At 60.4% G+C, this 18,967-nt stretch carries 18 protein-coding genes and 2 pseudogenes; 8 read left to right on the forward strand and 12 right to left on the reverse strand.

Annotation, left to right across the window (positions count from 1 at the left end):
- The first annotated feature begins 383 nt into the window (after nucleotides 1-383).
- The 5 genes from ACCC97_RS18120 (at nucleotide 384) to ACCC97_RS18140 (ending at nucleotide 3,830) form a co-directional block, all read left to right on the forward strand.
- Nucleotides 384-689 (forward strand): YciI family protein, encoded by a 306-nt coding sequence (locus tag ACCC97_RS18120; protein WP_145745815.1) that lies wholly within the window; start codon nucleotides 384-386, stop codon nucleotides 687-689.
- 17 nt (nucleotides 690-706) lie between these two features.
- Complete coding sequence (locus ACCC97_RS18125) at nucleotides 707-1,021, forward strand: Dabb family protein (protein WP_413334207.1); 315 nt, start codon at nucleotides 707-709, stop codon at nucleotides 1,019-1,021.
- Between the two features lie 36 nt (nucleotides 1,022-1,057).
- Nucleotides 1,058-1,600 (forward strand): NADPH-dependent FMN reductase, encoded by a 543-nt coding sequence (locus ACCC97_RS18130; RefSeq protein ID WP_145745817.1) that lies wholly within the window; start codon nucleotides 1,058-1,060, stop codon nucleotides 1,598-1,600.
- Between the two features lie 3 nt (nucleotides 1,601-1,603).
- Nucleotides 1,604-1,957, forward strand: a complete 354-nt coding sequence (locus ACCC97_RS18135; RefSeq protein WP_145745818.1) for a DoxX family protein — start codon at nucleotides 1,604-1,606, stop codon at nucleotides 1,955-1,957.
- A gap of 394 nt (nucleotides 1,958-2,351) precedes the next feature.
- On the forward strand, nucleotides 2,352-3,830 hold the full coding sequence (locus tag ACCC97_RS18140) for an amidohydrolase family protein (protein ID WP_261380357.1): 1,479 nt from the start codon (nucleotides 2,352-2,354) through the stop codon (nucleotides 3,828-3,830).
- A 116-nt stretch (nucleotides 3,831-3,946) separates the two neighbouring features.
- Here the strand turns inward: ACCC97_RS18140 and ACCC97_RS18145 are convergent, their stop codons facing one another.
- The 3 genes from ACCC97_RS18145 to ACCC97_RS18155 form a co-directional block, all read right to left on the reverse strand.
- A complete protein-coding gene (locus ACCC97_RS18145; RefSeq protein ID WP_145745819.1) occupies nucleotides 3,947-4,747 on the reverse strand; it encodes an enoyl-CoA hydratase-related protein in 801 nt (266 codons plus the stop codon).
- Nucleotides 4,744-5,724, reverse strand: coding sequence for a Bug family tripartite tricarboxylate transporter substrate binding protein (locus ACCC97_RS18150; RefSeq protein ID WP_186454226.1), 981 nt, complete (start codon nucleotides 5,722-5,724; stop codon nucleotides 4,744-4,746). The genes ACCC97_RS18145 and ACCC97_RS18150 overlap by 4 nt, the downstream gene beginning before the upstream one ends.
- Nucleotides 5,725-5,961: 237 nt before the next feature.
- Entirely contained in the window at nucleotides 5,962-7,125 is a 1,164-nt protein-coding gene (locus ACCC97_RS18155) for a CaiB/BaiF CoA transferase family protein (RefSeq protein ID WP_145745821.1), read from the reverse strand.
- A gap of 203 nt (nucleotides 7,126-7,328) precedes the next feature.
- On the opposite strand from ACCC97_RS18155, the gene ACCC97_RS18160 reads away from it, so the two are divergent.
- Complete coding sequence (locus tag ACCC97_RS18160) at nucleotides 7,329-8,162, forward strand: IclR family transcriptional regulator (protein WP_145745822.1); 834 nt, start codon at nucleotides 7,329-7,331, stop codon at nucleotides 8,160-8,162.
- A 142-nt stretch (nucleotides 8,163-8,304) separates the two neighbouring features.
- Here ACCC97_RS18160 and ACCC97_RS18165 read toward each other — a convergent pair whose 3' ends face one another.
- Both ACCC97_RS18165 and ACCC97_RS18170 read right to left on the reverse strand, forming a co-directional pair.
- Nucleotides 8,305-8,862, reverse strand: coding sequence for a transposase (locus tag ACCC97_RS18165; protein WP_145745823.1), 558 nt, complete (start codon nucleotides 8,860-8,862; stop codon nucleotides 8,305-8,307).
- A 134-nt stretch (nucleotides 8,863-8,996) separates the two neighbouring features.
- Entirely contained in the window at nucleotides 8,997-10,208 is a 1,212-nt protein-coding gene (locus tag ACCC97_RS18170; protein ID WP_261380358.1) for an MBL fold metallo-hydrolase, read from the reverse strand.
- 329 nt (nucleotides 10,209-10,537) lie between these two features.
- On the opposite strand from ACCC97_RS18170, the pseudogene ACCC97_RS18175 reads away from it, so the two are divergent.
- A pseudogene (locus tag ACCC97_RS18175) lies at nucleotides 10,538-11,058 on the forward strand (RraA family protein); the annotation flags it as partial.
- A pseudogene (locus tag ACCC97_RS18180) lies at nucleotides 11,053-11,175 on the forward strand (IS3 family transposase); the annotation flags it as partial. The pseudogenes ACCC97_RS18175 and ACCC97_RS18180, both read left to right, overlap by 6 nt.
- A 74-nt stretch (nucleotides 11,176-11,249) precedes the next feature.
- Here ACCC97_RS18180 and ACCC97_RS18185 read toward each other — a convergent pair.
- The 7 genes from ACCC97_RS18185 to ACCC97_RS18215 form a co-directional block, all read right to left on the reverse strand.
- Nucleotides 11,250-12,011, reverse strand: coding sequence for an SDR family NAD(P)-dependent oxidoreductase (locus tag ACCC97_RS18185; RefSeq protein ID WP_145745826.1), 762 nt, complete (start codon nucleotides 12,009-12,011; stop codon nucleotides 11,250-11,252).
- 28 nt (nucleotides 12,012-12,039) lie between these two features.
- Nucleotides 12,040-13,035 carry an acetamidase/formamidase family protein gene (locus ACCC97_RS18190; protein ID WP_126184668.1) on the reverse strand — a complete coding sequence of 332 codons (996 nt, stop codon included), beginning with the start codon at nucleotides 13,033-13,035 and terminating at the stop codon, nucleotides 12,040-12,042.
- A 50-nt stretch (nucleotides 13,036-13,085) separates the two neighbouring features.
- Nucleotides 13,086-13,820: an urea ABC transporter ATP-binding subunit UrtE gene (gene urtE, locus ACCC97_RS18195; protein WP_145745827.1), complete on the reverse strand. Its 735-nt coding sequence runs from the start codon at nucleotides 13,818-13,820 to the stop codon at nucleotides 13,086-13,088.
- A 5-nt stretch (nucleotides 13,821-13,825) separates the two neighbouring features.
- Nucleotides 13,826-14,572, reverse strand: a complete 747-nt coding sequence (gene urtD, locus ACCC97_RS18200) for an urea ABC transporter ATP-binding protein UrtD (RefSeq protein WP_145745828.1) — start codon at nucleotides 14,570-14,572, stop codon at nucleotides 13,826-13,828.
- Nucleotides 14,569-15,666, reverse strand: coding sequence for an urea ABC transporter permease subunit UrtC (gene urtC / locus ACCC97_RS18205; protein ID WP_145745829.1), 1,098 nt, complete (start codon nucleotides 15,664-15,666; stop codon nucleotides 14,569-14,571). Before urtC ends, urtD begins: the two co-directional genes overlap by 4 nt.
- A 3-nt stretch (nucleotides 15,667-15,669) precedes the next feature.
- Nucleotides 15,670-17,322 (reverse strand): urea ABC transporter permease subunit UrtB, encoded by a 1,653-nt coding sequence (urtB, locus tag ACCC97_RS18210; RefSeq protein WP_261380360.1) that lies wholly within the window; start codon nucleotides 17,320-17,322, stop codon nucleotides 15,670-15,672.
- 61 nt (nucleotides 17,323-17,383) lie between these two features.
- Nucleotides 17,384-18,634, reverse strand: a complete 1,251-nt coding sequence (locus tag ACCC97_RS18215) for an urea ABC transporter substrate-binding protein (RefSeq protein WP_209535056.1) — start codon at nucleotides 18,632-18,634, stop codon at nucleotides 17,384-17,386.
- Between the last annotated feature and the right edge of the window lie 333 nt (nucleotides 18,635-18,967).

Here is an 18,967-nt window from a genome sequence, read left to right on the forward strand (position 1 = left end):
GGGCTACCCCGGTCCCCGGCGGCCGGGGGGGTCTGGGCCCCGGGGGGGGAGCCCGGGGCCCCCCCCCCCGTCAACCACTCCCCGGCCAAACCACCCCCCCCCCCCGGGGCCCATTGCGGCCCCCGTCGGTGGTGATTCGATACGCCGGCATATCGCGACCATCATCAACGCCCAGGCTCCACGACCTCGAGTAAAGGACCTGGACGAGTCAAGGCAAGCCAAGCCGATCGTCGGCGGTGTCCGATGTCCGGTGGCCTTTGTTTTCCCCGAAGAACTGCGCGGTTGAACGCCGCGCTCTTGGGGCTTCTTCGATATTGCGAGCGTCAACCCGCCGACTGCGATGTTCCCTGTCCACGGCACTTGCGAGGATGCGATATCCCAAAATGCTCTACACATTCTTTTTGATCGACAAGCCTGGTTCGAAGGAGCTACGCCTGCAACTTCGGCCCGCCCACAAAGCATATCTGGCCCAGGTAGCTGACCGGATCGCCTTTGCCGGCCCCCTTCTCACGGACGACGGAACGTCGATGATCGGTAGCTTGCTGTCGATCGAGTTCGCCTCCCGGGACGATGCACTCACATGGCTCAATGACGAGCCGTTCACGCACGCTGGCGTCTATGCATCAAGCAGTATCCATGCCTTCCAGAATCTATGGCCTCAGAAGGCGGGCTTTCCGCCCGCAAAGTAAGCGTCATGGAGAGCAATGTGATCAAACACATCGTCATGTGGAAGCTGCGCGGCGAAACGCCTGAACAGCGTCGGCAAAACGCTGACCAGCTCGCGGAGAGCTTCCACAGCCTTCGCGGGCGAATACCCGGCCTTCTGCACCTGGAAATTGGAATCGATACAAGCGGCGTGGACTATGCGTGCGACGTCGTGCTGTACAGCGAATTCGCCTCCCAAGCAGACCTGGAGGCCTACGCGGGTCACCCCGAACACCTGCGCGTGAAGCGCGAAGTTGGCAATCTGCGTATCGCGCGGCACCAGGTGGATTACTTCACTACAAGACTCGCGGCATAGGTCCGCGGACCTCGTCTAATTTCGACTGGAAACCCGATGAACATTCTTGGCCTGTCCGGCAGCCTCCGCGCCGGCTCTTACAACACGCTGGCACTCAAAGCAGCTCAGAAACTCGCGCCTTCAGGAATCAGGATCGAGATCGCAAGCATCGGCGATGTTCCCATCTACAACGACGATCAGCGCGTTCAGGGTGAACCCGCCGCCGTCGCAGCGCTGAAGGAAAAAGTGCGCCGCGCGGATGGACTGCTGATCGCCACACCAGAATACAACTTCTCCATCCCCGGAGTGCTGAAGAACACTCTCGATTGGATGTCGCGCCCGCCGGAGCCCCCCTTCACAGGCAAAGTCGTCGGCATCATCGGCGCGAGCCCCGGGCCAGTCGGGACGGCGCGCGTGCAGTACGACCTGCGCAAGGTCCTGGTGTTCATGGATGCGTTCACGGTGAACAAGCCCGAGGTGTTCATCAATCATTGCGCGGAAAAGTTCGATGCGCAAGGACAGTTCACCGATGAGGGTGGCAGCAAGCTCATCGTTGATTTGCTGCTTGCCATGCAGGCCCTGAAACAGCGGCTCGGCTAAGCCATGATCGACGATCCAGTACGGCTGCTCTCCATCCTCTGCGGATTGATGTTCATCCCGCACAGCGTTGCGAAGTTCACTGCGCGCCAAGCTGTGGACAAGGTCTTCGAGTCCGCAGGATTGCGCCCAGTCGCCTTCTTCGTCATCGTGTCGCTGATCATTGAAATCATTGCGACTATCGGTCTCGTGTTCAACCTGCTGCAGCCATACACCGCGTGGCTTGGGGCATTGTTCATGCTTTCCGCGGGAGCGGCCTCGTACAAGATCTCGGGCGGTAAATGGAACTGGAGCCTGGGGGGCTGCGAACTGCATGTCTTCTGGGCACTCTGCATGGTGATCGTCGCCATCCATGGCTGATGTGGCGGGCCAATCCGTTCCCCACTTGTCCGTCGCGACGTCAACTGCGCCTTTTACCCGTGCGGCGTTGACCAAGATCTCGTGGGGATCGCCTTCCAATTGAACGGTCGGAGCCGATCTTGTGATCGGCAATCTACAGATCGACAGCGGATCTTAGCTTTTTCAAGCTGGTGAAACCGTCGGGTCCGATGTCCTTCCTAGAAATATCAGGGCTGAGAACTTCGATCTGGAAGGAAACGCGCGGTTGACGATCTGACTCAATTCTTCCGATCTTCGTAAATCTCAATTCCAAGTTCCGTTCTTCTCTAAAGAATGTCGAAATCATAGATTCCGTCCCATGGCGCCAGTTATGGCACATCGCATTCCCATCCAACCATACGATCATGAGGTCAGAATGAGTTCTGCTATCACCCGCCGTACCGCATTTGCATTTGCCGCGGCAACATACTTGGCTGGAGCCGCTGGCGCCCGTGAAAGATCAGCAATTTTCGATCGGGGCGCCGAGCTGATGGCACCGCTGGCACCGCCCCCTCGCAAGCTTCTGATTCGAGGCGCCACGATCATCAGCATGGATGAAAAAGTCGGCAATATGCCCAAGGGAGACATCCTGATTGCCGACGGCACCATTGCTGCCATCGGCGTGAATCTTGATGCTGGCGGAGCCGAAGTAATCAACGCCGCGGACATGATCGCCATGCCAGGCATGGTCGATACTCATCGTCATTCCTGGGAAGGCCAACTGCGTCGCATCAACCCCAATGCGGCAACGCTCGAGGACTATAGCAACGCCACCCACCTCTCATTTGCCAAGTACTACCGCCCGCGCGACATCTACGTAGGCAACATGATCACGGCGCTGGGTTGCATCGATGCCGGTATCACTACCGTGGTCGACGATTCGCACAACAGCCGTACGGCCGCGCACTCCGACGCCGCAGTTGACGCACTGCTCGAGTCAGGCATCCGGGCGGTGCACGTCACCGGGGCGCCGGTCGCGGGCGATTGGGATACGGCACATTGGCCGGGCAACCTTGCGCGTCTGCATGCCAAGTACCTCGCCAATCGGCCTGCAGGCTTGTTGACACTTGGCGTGATGGACGCCTTTCCAAAGCTTGAAACGGACCAGTGGGCCGTTGCACGGGAACTGGGCGCTGTCATCGTGACCGAGTTCATTGGCGCCGACCTGGCGGCCCAACTTCCGGACCTGCACCGCAAGGGGCTGCTACGTAGTGACAACATCTTCAACCACTGCATTGGTCTGCCGGAATCCGCCTGGAAGATCTTGCGCGAAGCAGGTGTGCGCGTCAGCGTGACCCCACGTTCGGATGCCCACTACGGCATCGAGGATGGCATGAATGCGTGGCAGAAGGCGCTCGAGCATGGCATTCGCCCTGGCCTGAGCGTCGATAACGAGACCTCCTACAGCGGTGACATGTTCATGGAGATGCGCGTGGCCTTCTATCTGCGACGGGTGCTGGGGCACGGTGGCAATCCCGATGTGGCGGCATCGACAAATGCCTCCCGGTTGCTGCAGGCTGCCACGATCGACGGTGCAGCAACCGCGGGACTGGAAAAGCGCACTGGCAGCCTGACGCCGGGCAAGCAAGCCGACGTGGTTCTGATCCGAACGAGGGACCTCAACATCTACCCGGTCAACAACGCGATCGGTACTGTGGTGCACGCGGCTGAGCGCAGCAATGTCGATACCGTCATCATCGGTGGGCGGCTGCGCAAACGTGATGGCGTCGTGCTCGGCGTGGATCGAGCAAAACTGCGCGCCGCGATCGACGAGTCCCGCGCTTATCTGTTCAATGCCGCTGGCTACAAGCCAGATCCATTTTCGGAATCGTTCATGCCGATCCGCCGCATGTAAGAAACGCCTGGGGACATCGCAGCGCTGGTGTCCTCTATCGTCGGCTCGAATTGTCTGGCTGTGATCGCCTTGTTCAGCACCGTTGAGGTGCGGTAAGCGATTTTTTCATGCCACGCTTATCGGCCTGACCAAACTGGAATTCGCTTCTCAGCAAAGGCTTTCGGGCCTTCGATCCGGTCAGCGCTTGCGTAGAGTGCAGCGACCTCCGGCAACTGCTTTTGCCTTGGATAGATTGCACTCATGTCCGGCTCGGACAGTCCGGCTTGCACAAGCGCTTTGGAGGCCCTGATGGCGAGCGGCGATGCCTTGAGGATTTCTTCTGCCCACCGCAGTGCTGTCGCCAGCACCTGATCCTTGGTGACCACTTCGTTGACGAAGCCCAGGGACTTGCCTTCCGATGCCTTGACACGCCGGCTGGTCAGAATGATCCCCATGGCTTCCTTGTAGGCGATCTGTTGCGAAAGCCGCAGAAGTCCCCCACAGATGGCGGCCAAACCCACACGCGGCTCAGGCAACGCGAACTCTGCGTCTTCCGATGCAATGATCAGGTCGCACGCCAATGCGATTTCGAACCCTCCGCCCAAGGCGACGCCGTTGACAGCGGCAATCACCGGCTTTTGCAGATTGACCCGCCCGGTGATGCCCCCGAAGCCGCTCGGCGGCCAGGTGTTGTCGTTGCCGGCAGCCTGGAACTTGAGATCGTTCCCGGCGCAGAATGCCTTGTCGCCTTCCCCAGTGATGATGGCCACCCAGGATGAAGGGTCCGCCTCGAACCTGTCGAAGATCTTTTCAAGCTCCAGACAGGCTGGCCGATGCAGCGCATTGCGCACCTCGGGCCGGCGGATCGTGACGATCAAGACATGGCCGCGCTGCTCCACGTCGCAATACTCATAGTGCTGGATAGCGTTGTCGCTCATTCCTTGAGCCTCGCAGTTTTCGAAAGCGCTCGGATGGCGGCCTGATCGGCTTCCAGGCGCTTGGCAAATGCTGCGCCGCTCGTGCCGACGCCGGAGATGCCGAGAGCCGCGACCGATTTCGCGAACTCCGGTGTCTTGACCACATTGATCGAGGCACGCTCGAGTGTCTGCAGGATCTTCGCAGGGGTCTTTGCGGGCGCGACGATCCCATACCACACGTTGAAGTTCATGTTCTTGAGGCCCAGTTCGTTGAACGTCGGCACCTCGGGCAGCAAGGCCAATCGCGAGTTTCCAGTGACAGCCAGCGGACAAATTCGCTTGCTGACGATATGCGGCATCGCCACCGGACTGACAAAGGTGTACTCGACTTCGCCACCGATCAGACCCGTGATGGCAGGAGCCTCACCTTTGTAAGGAATGTGTGCAGCCTTGATGTTCGCGCTTTGATTGAACATCTCTCCGACCAGATTGCTGGCACTGCCGTAGCCGACCGAAGAGTAGTTGAGTGCGCCTGGCCTTGCCTTCGCGGCCTCGATCAGTTTCGCGACGTCTTTCGGTCCCTTCTGGCACTCCACCACGAGGAGCCACGGGAGGTCGGTCGACAGACTGACCATGGCGAAATCCTTCAGTGGGTCGAATCCGGCCTTTTCATTCAGTACCGGTTCCGCAGCCAGCGACGATGTGCTTCCGAACAGCAGCGTGTACCCGTCCGCATCCGCTTTTGCGACGTATTTCGTGCCGATGGCGCCGGACGCGCCGGCCTTGTTGTCGACAATGACGGTGGCGCGAAGCTGCTCCTGCAGACCTTTGGCGACCAGGCGGGCCTGCACATCCGTGCTGCCGCCCGGAGGAAAAGGGACGACCAGCGTGATTGGCTTGCTCGGATATTCTTGTGCGGCGGTCGCCAGTGCGAGCAAAGCCAACGTCGTCGAGATGACGATCTGCTTGCCCGACAGGACGTATTTGGGATGGGTCAACGCTTGGCTCCTTGGTTGTGTAGAACGTAATACCTGCGAAAAATGTCGGTGGACTGGCGGCTTTCGTGGCGCGCGATTTCCGACGTTCAGATGCCGATGGCCTGAATGGACGAATCGCGCCGACGCCGTTCCGTTTTGCTGCAACGGACGCGCCGCACGCGTCGGCGATGCGTATGAAAGAGCCGGCAGAGACGGTGAGTGGCCGAACCAGCCCTTCGGCGCGCGAAGATCCTGCGTTCAGCTACTCGTGGCCGCCGGCTCCGCGGAGATTCCGAATCGCGCGAGGATTTCAGCGTTGTGTTGACCGATGCTCGGTGGCAGCGATCTCAGTCGTCCGGGCGTGCGGCTGAGCTTGATGGGAATGCCCACGCCGCGATAGCCATCTCTCTCGAGAACCATTTCCCGGTCAGACGTGTGCTGCAGCTTGAGGGCCTCGTCGACGGTGAGTACGGGCGCGCAAGGCACGCCAGCCGCCATGAGTTCGGTGAACAGCGTCATGCCATCCCGCTCGGCCAGTTTTTGCGACAGGCGCTCGGTCACTTGCGCACGATTGGCGATTCGGCTGACGTTGGTGGCGTACTTCGCATCCTGAATGACATCCACGAGACCCAGATGCCGGCAGAGCGTCGCAAACTGCCGATCGTTGCCTACCGCAATGAAGATCGGGATCGTGGCCGTTTGATAAAGGTCGTATGGCACCAGATTGGGATGGCCATTTCCTGTCCTGGTGGCCTCACCGCCATAGAGCACGTTCGCCGCGTGGGGATGCAGGAGCGACAACGCCGTGTCGTACAGCGTCGCTTCCACCATTTGTCCTTTCTTCGATCGCTCACGTTCGTAGAGCGCAAGCATGACGCCGAGCGCAGCCTGAACGCCCGTCGCTGCATCGACCAGCGGAATGCCGACCCGGGCCGCCTTGACCGCAGGATCGCCGTTTGTGCTCATGAGGCCTGACATGGCCTGGATCGCGGCGTCGTAACCGGGTAGCCCGCCCATCTGGCCCGTTTCTCCGAACCCCGAAATCCGGCAGTGGATCAGATTCGGGAACTTGGTGGCCAGGGTCGACAGGTCGTCGATACCCCATTTTCGCCACGTGCTCATCTTGAAGTTCTCGATCAACACGTCCGCCGTCGACAGAAGCGAGAGAAGCGTATCGAGCCCGCTGTCCGCGCTCAGATCCAGCGCGACATTTTTCTTGTTGCGGTTCAGACCCAGGAAATAGGGCGCGCTGCCGTCGGCGACCGGGCGACCGTACCGCCGCGTGTCGTCGCCGTCGAAGGATTCCACCTTGATGACCTCTGCGCCATGGTCGCCGAGGATCTGACCAGCGTATGGGCCGGCCAACACCCGTGACGCATCGATGACAACCACGCCATCAAGCGCAGATTGCTTTCCACTCATAACCAGTCTCCAAATTCTCCGAGTCGCCTCAGGTGCCGGGATCGGCGCCCCCTGAAGCCTTCAGCAAATTCTAAAAAGTCTACTGTCGATGTGTCAACAAGCAGTAATGATTACTGCAATGCAGTAATCATCATGGCGTTGAACTTGGGTCCAGGCAGCAAGCGTGTGACCGGTATGCTTCGCGTCATCGTTTCGCTCTTGGGATGCACGTATTGGCTCGAACATCAAACCTGCTCACCGACCTGAGCACGACGCTTGAGGAGAAAAAGGAATCGAGGCACTTCGTCACGGCGCTCAGCCGAGGGCTGGACATCCTTGCGCTGTTCACCCGTGACGTGACCGCTTTGGGCAACGAGGACATTGCTCAAAGCACGGGGCTGGCGAGATCGACGGTGACGCGGATGACCTACACGTTGTCCATCACCAAACACCTGGTGTATGACAGCGCGATCAAGAAATACCGGCTCGGTCCCGCGACGATGGCATGGAGCTACGCAGTCATGGACAGCATGGCCGGCGTCCAGTCGTTAACTCCGTTTCTGCAGGATTTCGCGAACCAGATCGGAGCGTCGACCGTAGCGCTGAATATTCAAGCCGGCTCCGAAGTCATCTATGTGGCTCACGCATCGGGCCCAGCGCAAGTACAGGTCCGAACCGGCGTCGGGACTCGGCTGAAGCTTTGGCAGGCGGCGGCGGGCAGAGTCTTCTGGTCCGTGTCCGATGACGCGAAGAAGCACGAGGTCGAACAGGAATGGCTCAATTTTCCGGCTGACGTCCGGGCCAGGATCGCTGAAGAAATGCGCGCGGCTCAGGCTGAATGGGACAGCTATCGATTTTGCACAAGCATTGGTGCGTGGCGCCTCGGAATCAACGCCGTCGCTTGCACTTGTGGCGACGGCTCAGGAAGTGGCTGGAAGTACGTGGTGTCCTGTGCGGGTATGAGCGCGGAATTCGATCTGGAAACGCTCAAGCACAGAATCGCACCGCAATTGAAGGACTTTGCGAATTTTCTAGCGCCAAAGTTGACCTCACTCTGATTCGGGCCAACTGGGGGTGCGAACGAAAACTTGGACTACCAGGAGGTAGTTCATGTATTCCTACGAAGATCGGATTCGAGCCATTGAGCTCTACATCAAGCTGGGCAAACGCGTCAGACCCACTATCCGTCAGCTCGGTTATTCAACAAAGAATTCTTTGAAGGGCTGCCGAGTGCGGGTGCACCTCGTTGTAGTGCTCGAAGACGGCGGCCATCTGCGCCATCACCGTTCTCACGTCGACAAGGTCCATGCGGCTGACGTAATCGCGCTTGAACGTGTTCACGAAGCTCTCGGCCATGCCGTTGCTCTGGGGACTGCACAGCTGTGTTGACGGGGCTAGGCTCGGCTGTCGAGCTATCTCCCGGGTCTCGGCTGCGATGTCGGCGCCCCCGTCGTCAAAGAGGAACTCCACAGCTTCCTTGAGGGTTTCGTTCTCCAGCGTCTTCTTGCCAATCACGCGCTGTAGCTTGGCGATCTCGGCACGAGCGGCGGCCAGCTCCGAGGCCGGCACCACCGCTTCGCCCGCCGATACAGCCGTCAGCGCGCCTTGTCGCTCGAGCTTGCGCCACTGGAACAGCAGGCTGGCAGCAACGCCTTCCTGGCGCGCCACGAGCGACACGCTCATGCCAGGTTCATAGCTTCGACGAACCAGCGTGGCCTTCTCTGCAAGGGACCAGCGCCTGCGGCGCTGATCCCTCATGATCACTTCGACGGTATCCGTATTCCTAGTCGTGTCGTACTCACAGTCCTACCCCTATCATTAAAGATAAGCGATAGACCGTGTCCTGTCATTCAAGGGGCCAGCTCATACACGCAAAGCGGCCCCTCTAGAAATCAATCGTTAACGCATTCCAGTTGTCCGGAACGGGGGTTCGGTCCCTGCTTTCCGGGGCCAGGGCCAGTGGCTGGCAGGCCGTAATCGGCTTTCACGTCAGCGTTGTCTACAGGTCGGAAGCCCGCGGCATCGAGCACCCAGGCGTCGAAATAGTTCGACGGATTCATCGGGGTCGTGCCATTGCTCTTCATAAACGCCGTAAGCAACGGAACTTCCGATTCGAGGTAAGGGAAATGCAGTCCGTATTCGAGCTTGTAGCCCACGCTCACGCCATCGACCAAGGTGGCGCGAGTACCGAGATGATGGGGCTGGAAATACTTGATGCCGAAGGCCGGCATCAGTACGCGCGCCTGGTTGACCACGCGCGATTCGGGGCCACCTTGCCAGACATCGATGTTGGGCACCTTGGCCGCGCGCACAGCGTCGGCGAGGTTGGAGAAAGGCGCGCCGTAGACGGTCTCCGAAGGCGTGCCCTTGCCGACGACTCGGGGGATGAAGAGGTCGACGCCTCCCGCGCCGCTGTCGGAGACATAGAGCGTCAGTACCTTGTCCTTGTTCTTCGTCTGTGCGGTGACGAGAAATCCGAATGTCTCCACCCCTGCCGTGCCGTTGCCTGCCTGCCCACAGTCCAGGCTGTGCAACCAGCGCACCACGCGCACGGTCACGAACTCGTTCATCTTGAATGTTTCGCCGCCCTTGAGGGTGGTGCATTGCGACTCGGGGTTGCCATACGCGGCCACAGCTGCGCAAACGGCGGCGGGGGCGTAGATCGGCTTTCCAGTTTGCTTTGCGTACTCAGGGATCTGCAGGGCGTGGTCGCCATGCTCATGTCCTACGAGAAAGAAGTCGACAGTCCCGCGCTTGGTCAACGCCGTCAAGGCCTTCTTGACGGCTGCCGGATTGGGTGTGCGACCGGAGTTGACGACCTCGCCGTCCAGGATGAAGCCAAGGTCGCCGACCTGATAGTGCCAGTTGCTGATGCCGAACCAGGTGGTCCGAATGTCCGACGGCGCCTTGGCGAGCGGATCGGCAGGCTCCTGAGCAGGCGGCTCGGCGGGTGTGTTCGGGACCGCGGGAGGCGGCGTATTGGCACCGATGCCGATCAAGGGAAAGCTGTTGTTGTTGTCTGAGCCGCCACCACATGCGGTCAACGTCATAGTCAGCGCCGCGGCGGCCGCAAGCGAGGTGTACGCGAACATCTTGAGTTTCATTTTTTGCCTCTGTATTTTTCAGATTGATTCTTGGATGCCACTCTGCAAGTCAGCCTGACATAAAGACCGGCTGGGGAAGGAAAGCGAATCCAGGACCGCCTTCCAGCAGAGCCGCAATCGTGGCGTTTGCAAGCTGTCGAATAGCTGTCAACGCTGACATGTGGGAGTCGGTACAAACCCTGCGCGTGTCGATCTGTCACGGGTGATGGCCGCGAGCTCTGCCACATTTCACGCTTATGCGCCAAGCAGCGTGGAGGCGACAACGCTGGGATGGCTAGCTCAACGCCCTTGGTGAATTCGATGCAGCTCCCATGATCAAGGTAGTGCCTGGCCGCATGGCCGGCCCGGCGCTGACGATCAAGGCGCGCCCCGGTGACAACCTGATGATCCACAAGGCGCTCCAACTGGCCAAGCCTGGCGATGTCGTCGTGGTGGACGCCGGTGGCGATCTGACTAACGCCCTCATCGGCGAAATCATGGTCGGTGACGCCGTGAACCAGAAGCTGGGCGGCTTCGTGATGAACGGTGCCATCCGTGATGCAGGCGCGATCCGCGAAGGTTCGTTTCCTGTCTTTGCAGCAGGCGTCACGCACCGCGGCCCCTACGCGGACGGTCCGGGCGAAATCAACGTGCCGATCTCGATCGACGGCATGGTCATCGAACCGGGCGATCTGGTCATCGGCGACGAGGACGGCCTCCTGTGCGTGCCCTTCGACGATGCAGACGCCTGCTCGCTGCAGCGCATCAGAAGCAAGTGATCGAGAACAAGATGGTGGCCGACATCAAGGTCGGAACCCTCGACCGTTCGTGGATCGACGCGACGCTGACCCGCCTGAACTGCTACATCGAGCAATTCGTCGAGGCGCTCGACGCGTACATCCGCTGGTACAACGAAAAGCGAATCAAGATCTCGCTCGGCTCCCTCAGCCCGATCGAATACCGGGTGAGCCTTGGACTTGCGGCATAAACCAGTCCAAGTTTTTATCCGCACCCCCACTGGGTCACTTCTGGATGGAAATCAACATACCGGCGAGCTCTAAGTCAAAGTTGAACTCCACGCGTTAGCGCTCCGTCAACTACCAAGTTGGTCCCGGTAATGAAGCTCGCCGCCGGACTCGCGAGAAACACCGCCGCATTGGCCATTTCCTGAGGCGTTCCCATCCGCCCTGTTGGATTCAGCGCAAGCGCTTCCGCAAACAACTTGGGATTGTCAGTTTCGATCTGCGTCCAGACACCGCCGGGAAAGTAGGTGTTGCCCGGTGAAACGGAGTTGGCACGGATGCCCTTGCCCGCCAGATGAAAAGCCAAGCCTTGCGTGTAGTGCACGATCGCGGCCTTGACGGCGCCGTATGGCCCGGAGGCAAAGTCGATTTCTCGCGCGGAGACACTGGCTATGGTGACCAAGGCCGCGTGTGCACTCTTTTCCAGCGAAGGCATGGCCGCGTCAACCAAACGGACTGTGCCCATCAAGTCCACCTCGAACCCGTTGCGCCAGGCAGCTTCGTCGTGCGAAATGGCCAGCGCACTGACATTGGCAATGACAATGTCTATGCCGCCAAACTCGCCGTTGACCTCGGCGACCCAAGCTTTAAGCGCGTCGCCATCCCTCACATCCAGTGCGTGGCCCCGAGCTTTCGCGCCTCCGGCCGAGAGTTCGGCTTGCACTTGTGCGACTTCGGCGCCGTGGCGTGCGCAAAAAGCGACCCTTACCCCCTCAGCCAGAAGCGTTTCGACGATCGCTCGTCCAATCCCCTTGGTGCCGCCGGTGACAACGGCGTTCAATCCTTGCAATCGCAGGTCCACATCGATCTCCTGTGTCTGAGCAACGGATTCAAGCCAGGTCAGCGAGGTATTTCTTCTCCACGCCGGCAGCCACCGAGTACTTGGGGTCCACAAAGTTGCCCAGGCGAACCTTGCCGCACTGGCTGAGCATCATGTAGGCATCCCATTGGTCGTAGCCGTACTCCTGGGCCATCCAGAGCACCAGTTCCCGGTAGGCGATGCGGGTAGCGTCCTCGAGCGGCCGCGCACTGCCGATCACCATGATCTTGTCCTCGGTCTCCAGGCGGGGCCAGTCGATCTCCCAAGCCTTGATGAGGTCGACGTGAATCGTGGTTCTGCTGGCGTATTCCACCGCCGTGCCGCAGACCTCGCCGTCGCCCTGACAGGCATGCGCATCGCCAATGAACAGCCGCGCGCCGGGCGAACGAACCGGCAGGTAGGTGATGCTGCCTGGCCCCATGTCGGGGATGTCCATGTTTCCCCCGTGGTTGTCGGGAGTGAGCGAATTGATGGAGTCGATCTCGGGCGAGAGGCTCAGAGTGCCAATGTGCGGCCGGTAGGGCAGCGTGACGCGTCGGCTCCAGTACACCCCTTCTTCATCCAGGTCGATCTTGCGAGTGATCTCCGGCAGCGGATCGTTGAGCAGTGCAGTGAAATCCGTGGCTGCGAGTCCGCCGAAGCGTGGGATCAGGCAACAAGTGCCTCGGGGGTTGGCGCCGCGCGGCAACATCGACTCGATGTGGACAGCTACCACGTCGCCCTTTTCAGCACCCTCGATCATGATCGGGCCGCTTTGGGGATTGAGGAATGGCACTTTCAGCTTTTGGCTCGGAAGATCCTTTTCGGTCTGGATCTTCCCGTCGAACGCATCACGGGTGTCCACAACGATACGGTCACCTGGCGCGACTTGCATCACCGGCTGCGAGTACGGGCCGATCGTGTAGTGAAAGGTGCCCTGGCGGGCCTCGCTCAGCTCATGAGTCTGCCCCACTTGACCGCGGGCGACACCTCGCGTGTGCATGATCGATTGTTTGAGCCAGTCCATTTTTTTCCTTACTGTGTTGAGTTGAAATAGGGGATGGTCAGCCGGGATGGTCAGACCGAGATCAGGGCACGAATGTCGGTAGCCGCCATGTCACGGCCTTCACCACTGGCCACGACCTGTCCTCGCACGAGCACTGTGAAATGGTCGGCCACCGACTCTGCAAAGTCGACGTATTGCTCCACCAGAAGAATCGACAACTGCCCCTTGAGTGAGGCAATGACGGCCTGGATCTCCTGCACGATGGAGGGCTGTATGCCTTCCGTGGGTTCGTCGAGGATCAGCAGTCTCGGCTGGGTCAGCAGCGCCCGTGCAATGGCCAACTGCTGTTGTTGACCGCCCGAGAGATTCCCGGCCAGCCGCTGCCCCATGCTCTTGAGCACGGGAAACAGGCTCACGACGTCTTCGTAGGTGTGGCGGGGCCGGCGATCCTGTCCGGCACCGCCTCCTGACCCTGCCGGCCGGCGCCGCCGCTCAGCGGTGATTTCACCCACGAGCAGGTTCTCACGCACCGTGAGCTCCGAAAACACCTCGCGGCCCTGAGGAACGTAGCCCATCCCTGCCTGCGCGCGGGCTTCGGGGGTCCACGATGCCACCTCCTGACCACCCAGCATCACCTGACCTGAACGAATGGGCAGCAGTCCCATGAGGCAGCGCAAAAGAGTGGTCTTGCCGACGCCGTTTCGTCCGAGTAGCACCGTGCAGCCTCCGTCAGCTACCTGCAGGCTCACCTGCCGCAAGACATGGCTGCTGCCGTAGTACTGGTTCAGTCCTTCAATCTTGAGCATCACCATCACCTCCCCAGATAGACCTGGATGACCTTCGGGTTGGTTCGCACCGCCTGCATCGATCCTTCGCCCAACAGCTGTCCCTCGTGCAGCACGCTCACCAGATCAGCCACACGATCGACGAACTCCATGTCGTGTTCCACGACCACGATGGCCCGGGCGGGGGAACGCAGAGACGCAATCAATTCGATCGTCCGCTCGGACTCCGCCTCTGTCATGCCGGCCACCGGCTCGTCCAGCAACAGCACCTTGGGCTCGGCCACCAGCAACATGCCGATCTCCAGCCACTGCTTCTGGCCGTGCGAGAGCTCGGCCGCCTTGCGCTGACGCTCTTCCTGCAAGCCGATGGTCACCAGCACCTCCTCGATGCGCTCCCGCTGCGCGACGCTCAGCCGCGACATCACCATCTCGCCCCAGCCCAACCCGCGCCGCACAGCCAGCTCGAGGTTCTGCGCTACCGGCAATGCTTCGAAAACGCTGGGTTTCTGGAACTTGCGCCCGATGCCGCTGCGCGCGATCTCCGCCTCACCGCGCGTGGACAGATCCAGCGTGCGGTCCAGAAAGACCTCGCCACTGTTGGGTCGTGTCTTGCCAGTAATGACGTCCATCAAGGTGGTCTTCCCTGCACCGTTCGGTCCAATCAGGGCACGTGTCTCGCCGTAGCGGATTTCCAGTGTGAGATCGGTGATGGCCGCGAAGCCTCCGAAACGAACGTTCAGCCCGTTGATGTACAGGGCGGTCGTCTGGCTCATGACGCCGCCTTCCAGATACGCAACTTTTGCAACCCGCCCCAAAGCCCGTGTTGCAAGGCCACCGTGATGAGCAGCGTGATGCCCGCCAGCACGAAAGGCCAGGCGCTGGGAATCTCGGCGCTCAGCCAGAACTTCAGGCAGCTGAGAACGACCGCCCCGAGCACTGCACCGGTCAGTGTTCCGCGCCCACCAATGGCGACCCACACCGCAATCTCGACCGAGAGCGTGGGCGAGACGATGCCAGGATTGATGATCCCGACCTGTGGCACGTACAGCATGCCGGCCAGCGCGGCCACGGCGGCCGATAAACACCATGCGGCAAGCTTGATGCGGTCGGTCCTGAAACCCAGAAAGCGCAACCGCGCCTCATCGTCCCGTACAGCCACCATGGCTTGCCCGAAGCCGGAAACCGCCAGTCCGCGCAGCAGGACGAACACCCCCGCCAGCACGACGGCCGACAGACTGGCCAATGCCACCTGGGTCGACTCGTGGGCCAGATGGAAGCCTGCCAGCAGCGTGAAACCCGTCAACCCATTGTTGCCGCCGAGACCTAGGTCGTTGTTGAACAGCAGAAGCATCAACGCGTATGTCAAAGCCTGGGTGATGATGGAGAAATACACACCGTTGATGCGTGACCGGAACGCTGCCAAGCCGACCACTCCCCCCACGAACACCGCCAGCAGCAGGCCCAACAGCACAGCCACAGGTAGTGCGGCGAAGGGCTGCAGCGCCGCGGGGAACGTGCTCCATCCCATGAACTGCATGAAATCCGGCAACACACGCGTGTCTGCATAAGCTGCGTTGAGAAGGTGGAATCCCATCACGTAGCCGCCTATGCCGAAGAAGATGCCGTGTCCCAGGCTCAACACGCCCAAGAGACCCCACACGAAGTCCAGCGCCAGCGCCAGCAGCGCGAAGCACATGATCTGCCCCACCAGATTCACAACGAACAATGACAGGTGCAGCGGGTGGCCGGGCGGAAAGACCGCATTGAAGAGCGGCAGCACAAGCGCCGCGCACACGAGTAGCACAGGCAAGCCGATGTGGCTGGTTGTGCAAGAAGGGGATCGAAGGGAAGAAACGGAATTCAGCATGGGTCAACCCCGGGTCTTGAGCGCAAAGAGGCCCTGTGGGCGGCGCTGGATGATCAAAACGATGAGCAGCAGAACAGCCACTTTGGCAGCCACAGCGCCATGGAACGGTTCGATCAACTGGTTGACCTCGCCCAAAACCAGGGAGGACACGGCCGTACCCACCAAACTGCCTGCCCCACCGAGCACCACCACCATGAAGGCATCAATCACGAAGCTGGTGCCCATGGAAGGATTCACGCTGGCGATCTGCGTGAGCACAACACCAGCCAAGCCGGCCAAGCCGCTGCCCAGGCCGAACGCTAGGCGGTCGATGGAAGGCGCAGGAATGCCCAGCGCCCGCGCGGTATCCCGTCGCTGCGTGGTGGCGCGGATCAACAGACCGAACCGTGTTTGGCGGATCAGCGCGTAGGCAGTCGCAAAAATGACCAACCCCAGCGCGATGGCGAACACGCGATTCCAGGTGACAAAGAAACCGGGATACAACTGCACCCCTCCCTGCAAGAACGACGGTGTGATGAACTCGACGTTCTGCGAGCCGAAGAGGATCTGTACCAGCTTGATCAAGGCGATGCTGACCGCCCACGTCGCCAACAGCGTCTCCAGCGGCCTTTTGTAGAGGTGTCGGATGATGGTCATCTCGAGCACGATCCCGATCAGCGCGCACACGAGGAAAGCAAAGGGAATGGCGAGGAACACATATGCATCGAACCAACCAGGCGCGTGAGCCTGAAGCCATTTTTCGACCACATAGGTGGCATAGGCACCGATCATGATGAATTCCCCGTGCGCGAGGTTGATCACACCGAGCAAACCAAACACGATCGACAGACCCAGTGCGGTGATGAGAAGAACCCCCGCATAGCTCAGGCCGCTGAAGAAGATCGAAGCGGCCTTCCCTACCTCCAGTGCACGATCAATCTGCGACAGTGACTGCGTCAGTGCCGCGCGCTCGCCGGCACTCATATCCGGGCGATCCTCTTGGTACTTTTGCAAGAGAGAGCGTGTGCTTTCGCTGGGCGCCTTACCCATGGCGCGTATGGCTTCGACGCGCACTTCCACTGACCCGCTGGCGAGGCTGCGCTTGGCCAGAGCGAGCTCGAGCGTCGCGATGACTTCAGGGTCCGCAGCCTTGGACAATGCCAACCGCACTAGGGGTTCGTTGATCTGTGCGTATGCCTGGCTCATCCGCTGGGCCGCCGCTCGGCGAACGAGCACATCGGGACTGAAAAGCTCTATCTCTGCCTGCGACGTTTTCAGCAATCGCGCCAACACCAGCGTAGGCACCATGGGCAATTCGTCGACGGCCTCGGTGACGGGTTCGAGCGTAGCCGCGTCCACAACGCCGTGGTCCACCTTGAACACCGGGGCACCTTGCGCGCGGCAGATCACCGCCACGGCTTGAAGCCGCTCCAGCAATGTCTTGCCCCAGGCCGCGTCCGCCGAAGAGGTGCCAACCACCGCTTGAACGATGCGATCCAGGGCGCCGCGATACGCCCCAGGATCGGTACAGATGGACGCGACGATTGAGCTGCGCTCTTGCGCCGGCATGGCTGCCTGTGCCTGCAGCAATGGTCCGCACAGGCACGCGAGCATCAGATGCTGGAACCAGCGGCGCCAACGCGCTGTTCCGCGCAAGGGTTCGAACAAAGACTTCATGAGAAAGCTCCACAGTCAGGAGATCCGACGTGCCGTGCACGTCGGCCACGCACAGGCGCGATCACGCCTTGACGAAAGGGCTGTACGGAACCGGCGCAACGATGTCCTTGGACTTCCAGAGAATGTCGAAGCCTTGCTTGGCGTTGATGGAGCCGATCATGGTGCCGCGCCACAGGTATTGATTGGTCGCATCCATCTTCGCGACGTAGCCTGCGGGATCCGCGACCGTCATGCCCGCCATGGCTTTGCGTACGGCCGCGGGCTCGAACGACTTTGCTTTGGTAGCAGCCTGCGCCCATAGTTGGATTCCCATTACCGTGCTCACCATGGGGTCGATCACCATGTCAGGGCGGTGCTTGAGTTGTTTGGCCTTGACATAGCTCGCCCAGTCGGACTTGAGCTGGCGATTTGCAGGGGTATCGATGTTCTGGAAGTAGCACCAGCAACTCAGATGCCCTGTGAGTGGCGCCGTGTCCAGACCTTCGAGATCGCTGTCCACCACGTCCAGGCCGAGGATCGGGATGTCTGTGGCGCGAATGCCCTGGTTGATGGCCTCTTTGAACATCGCGGGAATCGAATCTCCCACCACTGTCAGCACCACGATGGCCTGGCCGCCGGGCTGCGCCGCGAAGGCCTTGATGTCGCGCACGATCGACTGAAAGTTCGAATGGCTGAAGGGAACGTACTGCTCGCGGATAGCACTGTTGGGCACACCCTTGGTCTTGAGGTAACCCTTGAGCATTTTGTTGATGGTGCGCGGCCAAACATAGTCGCTGCCCAACATGAAGAATCGCTTGGCCTCACCGCCTTGGGGGGTCATCAGGTATTCAACTGCAGGAAGCACAGAGCTGCTGGGCGGAGAGTTGAGGTAGACGACGTTCTTGGATTGCTCCTCGCCCTCGAAATGCAGCGGATAGAACAACAGGCTGTCTTGCGCCTCCACTACAGGCAACACCGACTTGCGCGAAACCGAGGTCCAGCAACCGAAGATGGCCGCCACCTTCTCGCTGAGGATCAACTGCTTGCTCATCTGTGCATACATCGGCCAGTCGCTCGCGGGATCCACCACGACACCTTCGACCTTGCGCCCCATCACACCACCTTTGGCGTTGATCTGATCGATCGTCATCAGGGAGATGTCCTTCAGCAACGACTCGTTGTTCGCCATGGCGCCAGATTGAGAGAACAGCAGACCCAGCTTGACGGGATCACTGCCCGAAGGTGTCGCCGCGAGCGCGGTCTCGGAAAGATTGCCAGCCGACACCGCCACGACACCCGATCCCACTGCAGACAGAAAATTGCGTCTTTTCATTGCTTCACTCCGACTGAAGAAATTCGCGAACAAAAAAAAAGAGCCCGCACCCCTCGGAGGGGTCGGGCTCATTTGCCGTTGTCGCCATGGACGCCTTTGTCCGCAGCAACGTGTCCTGGGTGCTTGAAGATGGTGCGCATCCCAGAGACTGCTTCCATGATGCAAACGGCGTGCCACCTTTCAACACGACTACATGCAAGTAGTCCCCACCTTGCGCGTCTGTGTGCTTCTTTCACAGGTGGACCGACGGGAGCCGGTGGCTCGCTTCTTGCGCCGAGAGCCGCTTCGCAGCGGCATGCACCGCGTCCGCACACCTACACCGCACCATCGCGG

The organism is Variovorax sp. Varisp85, from assembly GCF_047304045.1.
Lineage (GTDB): Bacteria > Pseudomonadota > Gammaproteobacteria > Burkholderiales > Burkholderiaceae_C > Variovorax.

Bases quoted from the DNA above. Each gene is read 5' to 3' on its own strand.
- ACCC97_RS18120 (WP_145745815.1), top strand. From the start codon at position 384: ATGCTCTACACATTCTTTTTGATCGACAAGCCTGGTTCGAAGGAGCTA.
- ACCC97_RS18130 (WP_145745817.1), top strand. From the start codon at position 1,058: ATGAACATTCTTGGCCTGTCCGGCAGCCTCCGCGCCGGCTCTTACAAC.
- ACCC97_RS18135 (WP_145745818.1), top strand. From the start codon at position 1,604: ATGATCGACGATCCAGTACGGCTGCTCTCCATCCTCTGCGGATTGATG.
- ACCC97_RS18140 (WP_261380357.1), top strand. From the start codon at position 2,352: ATGAGTTCTGCTATCACCCGCCGTACCGCATTTGCATTTGCCGCGGCA.
- ACCC97_RS18145 (WP_145745819.1), bottom strand. From the start codon at position 4,747: ATGAGCGACAACGCTATCCAGCACTATGAGTATTGCGACGTGGAGCAG.
- ACCC97_RS18155 (WP_145745821.1), bottom strand. From the start codon at position 7,125: ATGAGTGGAAAGCAATCTGCGCTTGATGGCGTGGTTGTCATCGATGCG.
- ACCC97_RS18160 (WP_145745822.1), top strand. From the start codon at position 7,329: ATGCACGTATTGGCTCGAACATCAAACCTGCTCACCGACCTGAGCACG.
- ACCC97_RS18165 (WP_145745823.1), bottom strand. From the start codon at position 8,862: ATGAGGGATCAGCGCCGCAGGCGCTGGTCCCTTGCAGAGAAGGCCACG.
- ACCC97_RS18170 (WP_261380358.1), bottom strand. From the start codon at position 10,208: ATGAAACTCAAGATGTTCGCGTACACCTCGCTTGCGGCCGCCGCGGCG.
- ACCC97_RS18190 (WP_126184668.1), bottom strand. From the start codon at position 13,035: ATGGACTGGCTCAAACAATCGATCATGCACACGCGAGGTGTCGCCCGC.
- urtE (WP_145745827.1), bottom strand. From the start codon at position 13,820: ATGCTCAAGATTGAAGGACTGAACCAGTACTACGGCAGCAGCCATGTC.
- urtD (WP_145745828.1), bottom strand. From the start codon at position 14,572: ATGAGCCAGACGACCGCCCTGTACATCAACGGGCTGAACGTTCGTTTC.
- urtC (WP_145745829.1), bottom strand. From the start codon at position 15,666: ATGCTGAATTCCGTTTCTTCCCTTCGATCCCCTTCTTGCACAACCAGC.
- urtB (WP_261380360.1), bottom strand. From the start codon at position 17,322: ATGAAGTCTTTGTTCGAACCCTTGCGCGGAACAGCGCGTTGGCGCCGC.
- ACCC97_RS18215 (WP_209535056.1), bottom strand. From the start codon at position 18,634: ATGAAAAGACGCAATTTTCTGTCTGCAGTGGGATCGGGTGTCGTGGCG.